The organism is Streptomyces sp. NPDC042102 (assembly GCF_055582305.1).
On sequence record NZ_JBVJDL010000002.1, the window covers coordinates 543,432 to 557,471 of the forward strand.

Annotated in this window: 12 protein-coding genes; 5 read left to right on the forward strand and 7 right to left on the reverse strand. The window is 73.1% G+C overall.

What is annotated here, in order from left to right; translation table 11 throughout:
* Positions 1-40: 40 nt before the first annotated feature.
* Positions 41-1,828, reverse strand: coding sequence for a serine/threonine-protein kinase (locus ACZ6KO_RS10485; protein WP_469302679.1), 1,788 nt, complete (start codon positions 1,826-1,828; stop codon positions 41-43).
* 257 nt (positions 1,829-2,085) lie between these two features.
* Between ACZ6KO_RS10485 and ACZ6KO_RS10490 the strand changes: the two genes are divergently transcribed.
* The 4 genes from ACZ6KO_RS10490 (at position 2,086) to ACZ6KO_RS10505 (ending at position 5,949) form a co-directional block, all read left to right on the forward strand.
* On the forward strand, positions 2,086-2,730 hold the full coding sequence (locus ACZ6KO_RS10490) for a class I SAM-dependent methyltransferase (protein WP_469302681.1): 645 nt from the start codon (positions 2,086-2,088) through the stop codon (positions 2,728-2,730).
* Between the two features lie 101 nt (positions 2,731-2,831).
* Positions 2,832-3,860: an N-acetylmuramoyl-L-alanine amidase gene (locus tag ACZ6KO_RS10495; RefSeq protein ID WP_469302683.1), complete on the forward strand. Its 1,029-nt coding sequence runs from the start codon at positions 2,832-2,834 to the stop codon at positions 3,858-3,860.
* Between the two features lie 95 nt (positions 3,861-3,955).
* Entirely contained in the window at positions 3,956-4,804 is an 849-nt protein-coding gene (locus tag ACZ6KO_RS10500; RefSeq protein ID WP_469302685.1) for a DUF5336 domain-containing protein, read from the forward strand.
* A 134-nt stretch (positions 4,805-4,938) separates the two neighbouring features.
* Complete coding sequence (locus ACZ6KO_RS10505; protein WP_469302688.1) at positions 4,939-5,949, forward strand: LLM class F420-dependent oxidoreductase; 1,011 nt, start codon at positions 4,939-4,941, stop codon at positions 5,947-5,949.
* 39 nt (positions 5,950-5,988) lie between these two features.
* On the opposite strand, the gene ACZ6KO_RS10510 is transcribed toward ACZ6KO_RS10505, so the two are convergent.
* The 4 genes from ACZ6KO_RS10510 to ACZ6KO_RS10525 all read right to left on the reverse strand — a co-directional run bounded on the left by ACZ6KO_RS10510 (position 5,989) and on the right by ACZ6KO_RS10525 (position 10,100).
* Positions 5,989-6,477 carry a hypothetical protein gene (locus tag ACZ6KO_RS10510; RefSeq protein WP_469303847.1) on the reverse strand — a complete coding sequence of 163 codons (489 nt, stop codon included), beginning with the start codon at positions 6,475-6,477 and terminating at the stop codon, positions 5,989-5,991.
* 282 nt (positions 6,478-6,759) lie between these two features.
* Complete coding sequence (locus tag ACZ6KO_RS10515; protein ID WP_469302690.1) at positions 6,760-7,839, reverse strand: prenyltransferase/squalene oxidase repeat-containing protein; 1,080 nt, start codon at positions 7,837-7,839, stop codon at positions 6,760-6,762.
* The gene (locus tag ACZ6KO_RS10520) at positions 7,836-8,570 is read right to left on the reverse strand and encodes a class I SAM-dependent methyltransferase (protein ID WP_401448207.1); all 735 of its coding nucleotides are present in this window, start codon (positions 8,568-8,570) and stop codon (positions 7,836-7,838) included. Before ACZ6KO_RS10520 ends, ACZ6KO_RS10515 begins: the two co-directional genes overlap by 4 nt.
* Positions 8,571-8,747: 177 nt before the next feature.
* Positions 8,748-10,100 (reverse strand): glycosyltransferase family 4 protein, encoded by a 1,353-nt coding sequence (locus ACZ6KO_RS10525; protein WP_469302692.1) that lies wholly within the window; start codon positions 10,098-10,100, stop codon positions 8,748-8,750.
* Positions 10,101-10,419: 319 nt separating this feature from the next.
* Here ACZ6KO_RS10525 and ACZ6KO_RS10530 point away from each other — a divergent pair, with 319 nt between their 5' ends.
* Complete coding sequence (locus tag ACZ6KO_RS10530; protein WP_401448211.1) at positions 10,420-11,064, forward strand: TetR family transcriptional regulator; 645 nt, start codon at positions 10,420-10,422, stop codon at positions 11,062-11,064.
* 1,058 nt (positions 11,065-12,122) lie between these two features.
* Here ACZ6KO_RS10530 and ACZ6KO_RS10535 read toward each other — a convergent pair.
* Together ACZ6KO_RS10535 and ACZ6KO_RS10540 are read right to left on the reverse strand one after the other, a co-directional pair.
* Positions 12,123-12,356 carry a ferredoxin gene (locus ACZ6KO_RS10535; RefSeq protein WP_469302695.1) on the reverse strand — a complete coding sequence of 78 codons (234 nt, stop codon included), beginning with the start codon at positions 12,354-12,356 and terminating at the stop codon, positions 12,123-12,125.
* Complete coding sequence (locus ACZ6KO_RS10540) at positions 12,356-13,846, reverse strand: aldehyde dehydrogenase (protein ID WP_469302697.1); 1,491 nt, start codon at positions 13,844-13,846, stop codon at positions 12,356-12,358. The genes ACZ6KO_RS10535 and ACZ6KO_RS10540 overlap by 1 nt, the downstream gene beginning before the upstream one ends.
* Positions 13,847-14,040: the final 194 nt, after the last annotated feature.

Here is a 14,040-nt window from a genome sequence, read left to right on the forward strand (position 1 = left end):
GGATCTACCGGGCTCGGGGGCGCACGTCTCCCGGCCCGGTTCAGCGGGGGACGGCGTCCCAGGCGGTGCGGGCCAGGCGCTTGGCGTCCGCCTCGCAGGTCGCGGGCGGGTGCTGCGGGCCGCGGAGGATCACCTTGACCGAGAGGTTGCCGTCGCGGACGGCCAGCCCGCAGGTGATGTCGTCCATCTCCGCCGCGTACGTCAGCCAGTACGCCTCGTCCCCGAACCCCACGACCGCCGCCCGTGACCCCTGGGGCAGCTCGCCGGAGAAGAGCGCCCGCTGCGCCTCCGTCGCGTCGCGGGCACCGCCGTCGCCGAACGTCAGGTACCAGTCGATCCGTTCGGCCGGCTCCCACGGGGCGGCCGTCCCGTACCAGGTGCAACTGGTGTACATCCGCTCGGCGTTCTCCCCGTGGTAGTCGCTGTCCTTCTTCCGGTTCGTCAGCGGCAGCTGCCCGGAGATCACCGGGCACGCCGCCAGCTTCCGGTACCGCCCGGCCACGGCCTTCGGCTGTACGGAAGAGCTGCTCGACGGCGTCACCGCCCCGCCCGCCTCGCGGCCGCCGTCACCCCGGTCGCCGGAGGGCCACAGCACGTACGCCCCGAGGCCGGCCACGAGCGCCGCGGCCAGCGCCACCGCGACCGCCGTCCGGCGCGGACGGCCGGCGGTGGGCGGCGGGACGGGGAGGGAGTCACGGGCCGGCGCGGCCTGCGTCGGCGCCGCCGCGACCGACTCGGGCGTGGGCACGGGGTCGGGCGCGGGGGCGGGCGTGGGCATGGGGGCCGGGGTCGGCCCGGGGGCCGGGGCCGACCCGGGGGCGGGCTCCGGGTTCGGCGCGGGCTCCGGGGGCGGGGTGGGGGCTTCGGGTGGGGGCGGGCCGGGGGTGGGCGTCGGGTCCGGGTCCACCACGACCGTCGGCTCCGGGGCCCCGCCGTCCAGCAGCCGGTCGATGTCCGCCCGCTGCTCCGCGATCATCCGGTACACCTGCGGCGGCCACTGCCGACCCGCCGGGGCCACCGGGCCGAGGAGCTCCAGCAGGCCCGCCGGGGTCGGCCGGTCCGCCGGGTCCTTGGCCAGACACCGCTCCACGACCGTGCGCAGCCCGGCCGGGACCCCGTCGAGGCCGGGTTCGGCGTGCACCACGTCGTACAGCGTCTGGAGCGTGGACGTCCCGGCGAAGGGACTGCGCCCGGTCAGGGCCAGGACCAGCACCGAGCCGAGCGAGAACAGGTCCGTGGCCGGCGTGATCCGGCGCCCCTCGGCCTGCTCGGGCGACATGAACGCGGGCGAGCCGATCACCCATCCGGTCCGCGTCAGCCCGGTGTCGCCCTCCGGGTCGCTCTCCGCCGCCCGCGCGATCCCGAAGTCGATGACCCGTACGCCGTCCTCCGCGAGCAGCACGTTCTCCGGCTTGAGGTCCCGGTGGACCAGCCCGGCCCGGTGGATCTCCGCCAGCGCCGACGCCAGTCCGGCCGCGAGCCGGCGTACGAGCTCCTCGGGCAGCACCCCGACCGCGTCCACCGCCGCGCCCAGCGAGGGCCCGGCCACGAACACCGAGGCCAGCCACGGCGTCGGCGCGTCCGGATCGGCGTCCAGCACGGCCGCCGTGTACGCCCCCGACACCTTCCGCGAGGCGGCGACCTCGCGCCGGAACCGGGCGCGGAACCCGTCGTCGTCCGCGAAGTGTGCGTGCACCTGCTTGACGGCGACCAGCCGGCCGTCCGGCGCGGCGGCCAGCAGCACCCGGCCCATGCCGCCCTGTCCGAGCGCGGCCAGCGCCCGGAACGGCCCTACGTGCGTCGGCCCCGAAGGCCCCAAGTCCTGCATGTGCCCCGACCCTCCCCCTGCGGAGGATCGGGATCATACCGAGAGAGGCCTCACGGAGGCGGTGATGGCGGCCGAGTCCACCGTAAAGACGGGCCCACCGGGGTTGTTGGAGTCCCGCACCGCGCCCCGGCCGGGCCGCGCCGGGCGGATCGACGGCGGCGCCACCCGTTCAGGTGGCGGACACCCCGGGGGTGACGATTACCGGGTGGTAGGGCAGCATGGGGCCGCCCGCACCACGTCCCACCGCCGGAGACACCATGGCCGCCACGCCCAAGCCGCAGACCCTCGCCGCCTTCGAGGCCGCGAAGGGGTTCATGCCCGTACGCGAGGGGCTGGCCCTGTACGAGGCGGCCGCCGACGCGGCGCGGCTGGGGCTGCCGCTGCTGGAGGTCGGCACGTACTGCGGGCGTTCGACCATCCTGCTGGCCGACGCCGCCCGGGAGGCGGGCGTCGCCGCGATCACCGTGGACCACCACCGGGGCAGCGAGGAGCAGCAGCCGGGCTGGGAGTACCACGACCCGTCCGTCGTCGACCCCGAGATCGGGCTGATGGACACCCTGCCCACCTTCCGCCGGACCCTGCACCGGGCCGGGCTGGAGGAGCACGTCATCGCGATCGTCGGGCGGTCCCCGCAGGTCGCGGCCACCTGGGGCGGTCCGCTCGGCTTCGTCTTCATCGACGGCGGGCACACCGACGAGCACGCCACCGGGGACTACGAGGGCTGGGCCCCGCACGTCGCCGAGGGCGGCACGCTCGTCATCCACGACGTGTTCCCCGACCCGGCCGACGGCGGGCAGGCGCCGTACCGGATCCACTGCCGCGCGCTGGCGTCCGGCGCCTTCGAGGAGGTCTCCGTGACCGACTCGCTGCGCGTGCTGCGCCGTACCGGCCCCGGGATCTGACCGCGGTGCACGGCGTGACCCGTGTGGCGCGCCACGCCACACGCGCCCCCGGATGGAGCAGGATCCGGACGCCGGGCATGTCGTCGGATTAGCATCGCGACGTGCCGTACGACGAGAGCCCCCCGCCGCCGCCCGAGTCCACCTCCTCGGTCGACCCCGACCGCCCCTGGTTCGCGCGCCGCTCCACCCTGACCGTGGCCGTCGCCGCCCTCGCCCCGACCGCGCTGGCCGGCTGGGTGCTGGTCCAGGTGCTGTCCGGGACCGATTCCGCCGGGGCGTCCGCGCCCCAGGTGCTGCCGCTGCCCGCGTCGGCGCAGTCCCCGCAACAGCCGTCCGGGCCCGCCCCGTCCTCCCACGGGGACGCGAAGGCCAGCGGGGAGCCCACACCGGGTACGGCCACGCCCACCGCGCCGGCCACCCCCGCCCCGGCGACACCGGCGGCGCCGGTGGTCAAGGGGCCCCTGTCCGGCAAGGTGGTCGTGGTCGACCCCGGTCACAACGTGGGCAACTTCCAGCACGCGCGCGAGATCAACCAGCAGGTGGACATCGGCACGAACCGCAAGGAGTGCGACACCACCGGCACCACCACCAACTCCGGTTACAAGGAGGCGGACTTCACCCTCGACGTCTCGCGCCGGCTGCGCACGGCCCTGGAGGCGCAGGGCGTGAAGGTGGTCTTCACCCACGAGGCGGACCGCCCGTGGGGCCCCTGCATCACCGAGCGGGCCCGGATCGGCAACGAGGCCAAGGCGGACGCGGTGGTCTCGGTCCACGCCGACGGCTCCTCCGCCGGCAACCGCGGCTTCCACGTCATCCTCCCGGCCAGGGTCAAGGGCGGGGCGGCGGACACCGCGAAGATCGTGGGCCCGTCGAAGGAGCTGGGCGAGCGGATCGCCGGGAACTTCACCCGGTCCACCGGTACGGGGCCCTCCAACTACGTGGGCGGCGGCACGGGATTGGTGGTCCGCGACGACCTCGGCGGCCTCAACCTGTCCACGCAGCCGAAGGTCTTCGTCGAGTGCGGCAACATGCGGGACGCCAACGACGCGGCCCTGCTGATGGATCCGCAGTGGCGTCAGAAGGCGGCGCAGGGCATCGCGAACGGCATCATCGGTTTCCTGGGCGGGTAGCGGAACGGTTGTCGTCACGGGCCCGGCGCCCTCGGGCCGGGAATCTATCCGTACGATGGTCCCCGCCCGCGACCGAGACCGAGAAGGACATCCAAGTGAACATCCGCTCCCTCACTCGAGGCGACGGCGTGGTGATCGGAGCAGCGGTGCTGCTGTTCATCGCGTCGTTCCTCAACTTCTACTCCGTCGAATGCGGCGGCGTCCCGGCCTGTGAGGACCGCATCCCGAACGCGTGGGACACGGACGCACTGAACATCGTCCTCCCTTCGATCTTCCTGGCCGGCCTGATCGGCGCGGGACTGATCGTCGCGACCCGGTTCCTGCCCGAGTCCCGCAAGATCGGCGGCCTCGCCCTGGCCGGCTGGGGAACCGGAATCTCCGTGGCGGCGGCCTGGTCCGCGCTGTGGGCCCTGATGACCGGCCCGGACGGCGCCGACCTCGGTGCCGGGTCGATCCTGGCGTTCCTGTCCACCCTGGTGGTGGCCGGTGTCGCCATCTTCGCGCCCAAGGTCCCGGCGCTGGCCGGACCGCTGCTGCCCACGCCGGCCCCGCAGGCCGTCCCGCCGTACGGGGGCCAGCCGCAGCCGGGCGCCGGGTACGGCTACCCGGGCGGCACCGGCGGCGCCCCGTCGCCGTACGGCACCACCCCGTCGCCGGTCCCGCCGTACGGCGGCACCCCGACCCCGGCGCCCGCACCGGGCCCCGGCCCGCAGGAATCCGCCCAACCGCCCGCCCCGGCGGCCGACTTCGCCCCGTTCTGGTTCGCCGTCCCGGTGGCCCGCCCCCTCTTCCCGGAGGACGGCTCCCCCACCCCGATCGCCGAGCTGGCCCCGGGCACGTGGTACCTCGCGGTCGACCAGCGCGGCCCGAGCACCCTGATCGCCCAGACGCAGGACGGCCGCCGGGGCGTCCTGAACGACACGTCGGGCATCCAGCGCGGCTGACCGGCGCAGGCGCGCGACGCAGGACGCACGACGCAGGACCCAGCGGCCCCCCGCCCTTCCGGGCGGGGGGCCGTTGCCCTACAGTCACCTGACGCACCGTCAGGACTGACCGCGCCGGCCTCGGAGGGCACGCCATGCGCCTAGGACTCGCACTCGGCTACTGGGGCCGCGCCCCCCACCCCGGCCACCTCGACCTGGCCATCGCCGCCGAGGACCTCGGCTACGACTCCGTCTGGACCGCCGAAGCCTGGGGCTCCGACGCCTTCACCCCGCTGACCTGGATCGCCGCGCACACCTCACGGATCCGGCTCGGCACCGCCATCGCCCAGATGGCCGCCCGTACGCCCACCGCCACCGCCATGCACGCGCTCACCCTCGACCACCTCTCCGGCGGCCGCATGATGCTGGGCCTGGGCCTGTCCGGACCACAGGTCGTCGAGGGCTGGTACGGGCGCCCGTTCCCCGCCAGCCCCCTCACCGCGACCCGCGAGTACGTCGACGTCGTACGCCAGGTGCTGCGCCGCAAGGCCCCCGTCGCCCTGGACGGCCGCTTCCACGGCCACCCCTACCGCGGCGCGGACGGCACCGGCCTCGGCAAGCCCCTCAAACCGATCACCCATCCCCTGCGCGCGGACCTGCCGCTGCTCCTCGGGGCCGAGGGCCCCAGGAACATCGCCCAGACCACCCGTATCGCGGACGGCTGGCTGCCCCTCTACTGGTCGCCCACCCGTACCGACGTCTACCAGGCCTCCCTCACCGGCCTCCCCGACGGCTTCATGATCGCGCCGATGGCCCGGGCGATGGTCTGCGACGACGTCGCCGAGGGGCTGCTGCCGGTCAAGGCGATGCTCGGCTTCTACATCGGCGGCATGGGCCACGCCGCCCGCAACTTCCACGCCGACCTGATGGCCCGCATGGGCTACGAGGACGAGGCCCGCCACATCCAGCGGCTGTTCCTCGACGGCCGCAAGGAGGAGGCGGTCCTCGCCGTCCCGGACGCCTTCGCCGACGAGATCTCCCTGGTCGGCCCGCGCGAGCGGATCGCCGAACGGCTGGAGCTGTGGCGGGCCGGCCCGGTGACCGACCTGCTGGTCACCGCCCCGGACCCGCACACGCTGCGGGTCCTGGCGGAACTCAACAGCTGACCGGCCGGCGCCCGGCCCGCGCCCGGCTTCCGCGCTCCGTCAGCCGCCGGTGAGCTGGGAGGTGCTGGGCACCTTGTCCGTCACCGTGGCGCCGGCCGACTTGCCGGCCTCCTTGATCCCGTTGATGACGTCCTCGAAGGAGCTGATGTCGGCGTCGCCGGCCTCACCCTTGCGGAGCTTCGTACCGAGGCCCTTGAGCGCCTCGATGCCGGCCGTCAGCGGGGCCACGGCCTTCGACAGCAGCGGGTCGCCCTTGGCGTTGGCGACGGCGGCCTTCAGCCGGTTGTAGGCGAAGGCGCCCGCGAGTCCCGCCTTGATGAGCGCGAACGTCCGGCCCTGGGCGCCCTTCTTGAACTTGCCGTCGCGGTACGGCTTGACGATCCACTGGTACGTCGCCCCGGCCGCGAGCCCGGCGTTGGCGACGAACCGCGCCTTGGCGAACTTCTGCTTCTCGGCGGTCGTGGTCGGCGTCGGCTCGACGGCGGCCGGGGCCTCCAACGCCTCCATCGCCGCCGTCTCGGCCGCCATCGCCTGCCGGGCGGCCGTCACCGAGGCCTCCTCGGCCCTGGTCGCGGCAGTGTCCGCGGCGGCGTCGGCGCCGCCGTTCGTACCGCAGGCGGTGGCGCCGGCCAGCAGCGCGCAGGACACGAACAACGCCGTGAGGCCACGGCGGAATCGGGTGGTCGTGGGGAAGGACACGGTTGCCTCCGGGGACTGAGGGTGTCCCCGGCAGCCTCACCCCGGTGCGGGCACTGCGCCACTCGGGGGACCCATTCGGGTCCCCCGGGCGCCCTGCCCCGCCCCGCCTCGCTAACAGCAGTCCGGGTCCAGCCCCTTCGGCAGCTCCAGCCCGCCGAACACGGCGGTCGTCGCCTCGTCACCCCCGAGCGCCGCGACGGCCAGCAGCAGCGACCCGGCCGTCCACGTCGTCTGCTCGACCGGCCACACCGCCTTGTCCTCGAAGACGTAGCCCGTCCAGTACATGCCGTTCTCGGCCCGCAGGTGCGTGATCGAGCGCAGGATGTCCAGCGCCCGGTCCGACTCCCCCATCGCCCACAGCGCGAGCGCCAGCTCGCAGCTCTCGCCGCCCGTCACCCACGGGTTCGGCAGCACGCACCGCACCCCGAGGCCGGGGACGACGAACTCGTCCCAGCGCTCCTCGATCCGCGCCTTCGCCTCCACGCCGGTCAGCGCCCCGCCCAGGACCGGGTAGTACCAGTCCATCGAGTAGCGGTTCTTGTCCAGGAACCGCTCCGGGTGCCGCCGGATCGCGTGCCCCAGCGCGCCGGCCGCGAGCTCCCAGTCCGGCTGCGCCTCCTCGCGGTGGTCGGCGATCGCCAGCGCGCAGCACAGCGCCTGGTGGATGGAGGAGGAGCCGGTCAGCAGCGCGTCCGTGACCGGGGTGCCGTCCGCCTCCCGCTTCCAGCCGATCTCCCCGCCCGGCTGCTGGAGGCCCAGCACGAACTCGACGGCCGCGTAGACGGCCGGCCACATCCGGTCGAGGAAGGTGTCGTCGCCGGTCGCCAGGTAGTGGTGCCACACGCCGACGGCGATGTACGCGGTGAAGTTGGACTCCTTGCCCGCGTCCTGCGGCCGCTCGGTGTCCACCCCGTCGGGCCCGTCGGCGTACGCGGCGTACCACGACCCGTCCGGGTTCTGGTGCCGCGCCAGCCAGTCGTACGCCCGCTCGGCCGCCGCGTGCTCACCGGCCGCGTCCAGGGCCATCGCGGCCTCGGTGTGGTCCCACGGGTCCAGGTGGTGGCCGCGGAACCACGGGATCGCCCCGTCGGCGCGCTGCGCGGCCAGGATGCCGGCCACGGTCCCGGCCGCCTGCTCGGCGGTCAGCACCCCGGGCAGGACCAGGTGCTCCGTACGCCCGGGCGAGCTCACTGCGCCGCGCCGACGGGGAGGTGGGGCTTGGTCGCGTACGCCACGAAGCTCTTGCCGATGAGCGGGTTCAGCGCCTGCTCGGCGACCCGCGTGGCCAGCGGCTTCTTCATGATGTCCCAGACCAGCAGCTTGTGGTACGCGCGGACCGGCAGCGCCTTGTCGTTGTCCACGCCGAACGCGCACTTGAGCCACCAGTACGGGGAGTGCAGCCCGTGGGCGTGGTGGGTGCCGTACGGCCTGAGGCCGGCCTGCCGCATCTTGCCGAGCAGCTCGTCCGCCTTGTAGATGCGGATGTGGCCGCCCTCGACCTCGTGGTAGGCGTCGGAGAGCGCCCAGCAGATCTTCTCCGGCCCGTAGCGCGGCACGGTGATGGCGATCCGTCCGCCCGGCTTCAGCACCCGCACCATCTCGGCGAGCACGCCCTTGTCGTCCGGGATGTGCTCCATGACCTCGGAGATGATCACGACGTCGAAGGAGTCGTCGGGGAAGGGCAGGGCCAGCGCGTCGCCCTCCATGGCGGTGGCGGTGGCACCGGCCGGGGCCTCACCGGCCTCCTTCATCGCGGCGAACCACTTGGCGACCTCGCGGATCTCCTCGCCGTTGCGGTCGAGGGCGACCACCTGGGCGCCGCGCCGGTAGCACTCGAAGGCGTGCCGGCCGGCGCCGCAGCCCAGATCGAGCACACGGTCTCCGGCGGCGAGCGGGAACCGGGAGAAATCGACGGTCAGCACGGGGTCCTGCCTTCGCGGTCAAGGGGGTGAGGGTGGTGCGGGTGGTGCGGGAGCTGCGCGGAACGCCGGCGGGGGCGGCGGTACGGCGGGTTCGACGGGTACGGCGGGTACGACGGGCGTGACGGGCGTGACGGGTACGACGGGTGGCGCATCGGCGAGGTGTCCGGTCCGGCCGGGTCAGCTGGTTCTGGCGGAGCGGGCGGCGGCCGCCGTACGGGCCGCACCGGCCTCACCGGCCGCACGGGCGGCGATGGCGGCGCGGTAGCGCGCGACGGTGCCTTCGGCGGCCTTGGCCCAGGTGAAGTTGGCCAGCACCCGCTCACGGCCGGCGGCGCCCAGCCGGGCGCGCAGCTGCTCGTCCGCGAGCAGCCGGCCCAGAGCGGTGGCGAGGGCACCGGCATCGCCGGGCGGCACCGCCAGGCAGGTCTCCCCGTCACGTCCGCTGACCTCGGGGATCGCGCCGCCGGTCGTGGCGACCAGCGGGGTGCCGGTGGCCATGGACTCGGCGGCGGGGAGCGAGAAGCCCTCGTACAGGCTGGGGACGCAGGCGACCTGCGCGCTGCGCACGAGGTCGACGAGCTCGGTGTCGCTGATGCCCTTGACGAAGCGGACGGCGTCCTGGAGCCCGTACGTCTCGATGGCGCGGGCGACCGGCCCCTTCTCGGCGCGCTTGCCGACGACGACGAGGTGGGCGTCGGGCTGCTCGGTGCGCAGCTTGGCGAGGGCCTCGACGAGGTGGACGAGCCCCTTCAGCGGTACGTCGGCACTGGACGTCGTGACGATCCGCCCCGGCACCTCCGCCACGGAGGCGTCCGGCGACCACAGGTCGGTGTCGGCGCCGATGTGGACGACGTGGATGTTGTCGAGGGAGACGTCGAGGTCGTCGGCGATCTCCTGCTTGGAGGAGCCCGAGACCGTCAGCACGGAGGGCAGCCGGCCCGCGACCCGCTTCTGCATGCGGGTGAAGGCGTACCAGCGGCGCACCGAGGCCCGCTTCTTGCGGTCCTTGGCGGCTTCGAGCTCCAGCTTGCGGTCGACGGTGATGGGGTGGTGGATCGTGGTGACCAGCGGGGCGCCGAGGTCGGCGAGCAGGCCGTACCCGAGGGTCTGGTTGTCGTGGATGACGTCGAACTCACCGCGCCGGGCACGCAGATGGCGGCGGGCCCGCAGCGAGAAGGTCAGCGGCTCGGGGAAGCCGCCGGTCCACATGGTCGCGACCTCCAGCACGTCGATCCAGTCGCGGTACTCGTCGCGCGCCGGCGTGCGGAAGGGGTCGGGCTGGCGGTAGAGGTCCAGGCTCGGGAGCTCGGTGAGCGTCGCGCCGGTGTCGAGCACCGGATAGGGCTGGGCGCCGATCACCTCGACGGAGTGCCCGAGGCGGACGAGCTCACGCGAGAGGTGGCGGACGTAGACACCCTGACCGCCGCAGAACGGGTTCCCCTTGTAGGTGAGGAGTGCGATGCGCAACGGGCGGTCGCCGTCGGTGGCGGAACCTGGGAAAGGGCTCGTCACCATGGCCTCAGCGGACACTCTCGGCCCCCTTCTCACTGCACTTTCGCCGGAGCGTAACCGCTCGGATAATCTAGAACAAGTTTCAGACTTGATCCGTCCAAGGGCATTGAATCTACCGGCCGGAAACCACACCGTAAGAGGCGCGGCAGGTGATTCGCGCCACGGCCGCAGCGCCTGCCATGCTGGCTGGGGCAGGATTCTGGGATCGGCGGGAACGACCTGGTGGCACACCGGGAACGACCCGGGAACGGCACGCGCGACAGCACTCGCAGCACGCACAGTACTTGCAGCACTTCAGCACCTCGCGATACGACAGAAACGCCACGGAACGGGACACATGACAGCGGAAGCCAAAGCCGTCACCACCCCGGCGTCCCCGCCGCTGACGGAGCGGCAGGAGGCACGGCGCCGCCGGATCCTGCACGCCAGCGCCCAACTGGCCAGCCGGGGCGGCTTCGACGCGGTGCAGATGCGCGAGGTCGCGGAGTCGTCCAGCGTGGCGCTGGGCACCCTGTACCGCTACTTCCCGTCCAAGGTGCACCTCCTGGTCGCCACCATGCAGGACCAGCTCCAGCACATGCACACCACGCTGCGCAAGCGGCCACCGGCGAGCGAGGAGCCGTCGGCGCGGGTCGCGGAGACCCTGATGCGCGCCTTCCGCGCCCTCCAGCGCGAGCCGCACCTGGCGGACGCCATGGTCCGTGCGCTGACGTTCGCCGACCGCAGCGTCTCGCCCGAGGTGGACACGGTCTCCCGGCTGACCACCGCGATCATCCTGGACGCGATGGGTCTGGACGCCCCGCCCACGGCCGAGCAGCTCTCGGCGGTCCGCGTGATCGAGCACACCTGGCACTCGGCCCTGATCACCTGGCTGTCGGGCCGCGCCTCGATCGCCCAGGTCAAGATCGACATCGAAACGGTCTGCCGCCTGATCGACCTGACGTCGCCACCCCCACCGGATTCGACCGGAACCCGCCGGTAGGGGTTTGGCTTCGGCGGGCGTTGAGGACGTTTGTCCGCTGCCCGTTGGGCGTTGTGGGGGTTCCGGGGTCATCCCGTCAGTCCTCACTGTCCTTCCGTGCCGGGCCGGCCTGTCAAGAGCGCTCCTTCGTCGCGTCGCTGCGCGATTCCGCTTCGCTCCACTCCTGACAGGCCGTCCCGTCCCGGAAAGACAAGGACTGTCGGGACGCCCCCGAAAGAACGGGAGGTCGGCAGCCCACCAAGGCGAGGGGTTCCAAGGCCCGCCCAGGGGCAGGGCCAGTCCGTTCCCCCGCACCCCAGGTGCGCAAGCCGGCCCCTGGCGAGCAGGCGCGCCCGATCGCTACGCGCTTCGGCCGGCATAGCGGGCGCGGACCGGCCGCGGCTGGGAATAGGCCGCCATCGATCGCTACGCGCTCCTGCGGATGGGCGTCTGCGGCCCGGTTTGGGCCCCACACCCTCCCAGGAGCGGGAAGGTGCGGGATATAGGCACTGGCGGGAGGTCATCTGATCCACTCCGCGCGAGAGCCTCTCCAGAGCCCGCAGAATGCCCAGATTGCCCCACTATGGCGGCCGCTCCCGGGCTCACACCGCCACTGACTGCCCGCTGGGTATCACCAGACGGGGATCAGACGCCTGAGAGGGCAGCGAGAGGCCATCTGGGGCGGCTTATGTCCCGCCACAGGCGGGCCGGGGCCGCTATGCCGGCCGAAGCGCGTAGCGATCCGGCGCGCCCCCGCCCCACAGGCCGTCTTCCGCACCTGGGGTGCCGGGAACCAGCTGGCCGGGCCCCTGGGCAGGCCTTGGAACCCCTCGCCTTGGTGGAGTGCCGACCTCCCGTTCTTTCGGGGGCGTCCCGACAGTCCTTGTCTTTCCGGGACGGGACGGTCTGTCAGGAGTGGAGCGAAGCGGAATCGCGCAGCGACGCGAACGCAGTGAGCGCTCTTGACAGGCCAGCCCGGCACGGAAGGACAGTGAGGACTGACGGGACGCCCCCGGAACCCCCACAACGCCCAACGGACAGCAGACAAGGGGACTTAACGCCCGCCGAAGCCCGGCGCCTCACTCCTCCGGTGGGAACACCGTCTCGCCGCTCCCCAGCAGCGTGATCATGATCGCCTCCACCGGGCAGCCCTCCGCCGCCGTCAGGACCGGTTCGTTCGCATCCGTCTCCGGGGTCACCGGGTGGGACTGCCGGGCGGAGTCCAGGGCGAAGCCCGACGGGGCGTGGTTCACGCACATCCCCGATCCGATGCACACACCCCGGTCCACCTCGACGTGCCAGCGGTCCCCCATCAGACGTCCGCCCCGGAATCCCCGGCCGCGGCCGGGGGCTCGTACCCGTTGGGGAGGCAGATCATCTTGTGCTCGAGGTACTCGCTCAGGCCCTCCGGTCCGAACTCCCGCCCCACACCGCTGTTCTTGTAGCCGCCGAAGGGCCCCAGCATGTCCAGGCTGAAGGTGTTGACGTTGAAGACGCCTGTGCGCACCTGCCGTCCGAAGTCGATGCCGCGCTCCACGTCGCCCGTCCAGACGCTGCCGCTGAGGCCGAAGTCGGAGTCGTTGGCGATGCGCGCCGCCTCCGCCTCGTCCCCGTACGGGATCAGGCACACGACCGGGCCGAAGATCTCCTCGCGGGCGATCCGCATCGAGTTGTCGACGTCGCCGAAGAGCGTCGGCTCGACGTACCAGCCCTGCTCCTGGCCCGCCGGGCGGCCGCCGCCCGTGAGGACCTTCGCGCCCTCGTCCTGCCCGATCTTGATGTAGTCGAAGGACCGCTGCTGCTGCCGCTTGGCCACCAGCGGTCCGAGCTGGGTCGCCGGGTCCATCGGGTCGCCGACCACGAGGGCGCCGGCCGCGGCGGCGAGGGCCTCGGCCACCTCGTCGTAGCGGCCGCGCGGCGCGAGGACGCGGGTCTGGGCCACGCACGCCTGCCCGTTGTTCATCCAGGCCGCCGGCACGATCCCCGCCACCGCGGTCTCCAGGTCGGCGTCCGGCAGGATCACGGCGGCCGACTTGCCGCCCAGTTCCAGGGTGACCCGGGTGAGGTTGCGCGCCGCGACCTCCATCACGCGCTTGCCCGCCGCCACGGAGCCCGTGAAGGCCACCTTGTCGATGCCGGGGTGCCCGACCAGGTACTCGCTGACCTCGCGGTCGGCGGGCAGGATCGACAGCACCCCCTCCGGCAGCCCGGCCTCCTTGGCGATGTCGGCCAGGATGAAGGAGTCCAGCGGCGACTCCGGCGACGGCTTGAGGATGACGGTGGACCCGGTGAGCAGCGCCGGCGCGAGCTTGGCCGCGGCCACGAACTGCGGGACGTTCCACGGGATGACGGCCGCGACCACGCCGACCGGCTCGCGGCGTACCAGGATCGGCCCGAGCACGCCCTGGCGGTGCTCCTCGTACGGGTAGGCGCGCGCCACGGTGATCGCGGCGTCGTAGACCATCATCGGCCCGAGGGCCTGGGCGAGGACGGACCAGGAGTAGGGGGAGCCGTTCTGCGAGCTGATCGACCGCGCGATCTCCTCGTGCCGGACGGCGATGGCGTCCTTGATGCGGGAGACGACGGCGATCCGCTCGTCCAGGGTCATACGGGGCCACGGGCCCTCGTCGAAGGCCTTGCGGGCGGCGGCGACGGCGCGGTCGACGTCGGCGCGCGAGGCGTGCGGGACGCGTCCGATGACCTGCTCGGTGTGGGGCGAGACGATCTCGATCGTCTCGCTGCCCAGCGGATCCGCCCATTGCCCGCCGATGAACAGTTGTCCGTGTTCCACGAGCTCGGTCATGGCTGAGGCCTCCTGCGGCTGCGAACGCGAGCGACACCGACACGCCCTGACGGTGCTTCAGAACTTGTAGAGCCTGTGAGCTGACGCACCTGAGAGCTGAAGAACTGATACCAGTTCTAGTTCCAGGAGTCCACGGCCCGGACGCAAGGAGGGCCGGGTGAGCGGCACTTCACCGGCCTCACGATCGGACGACT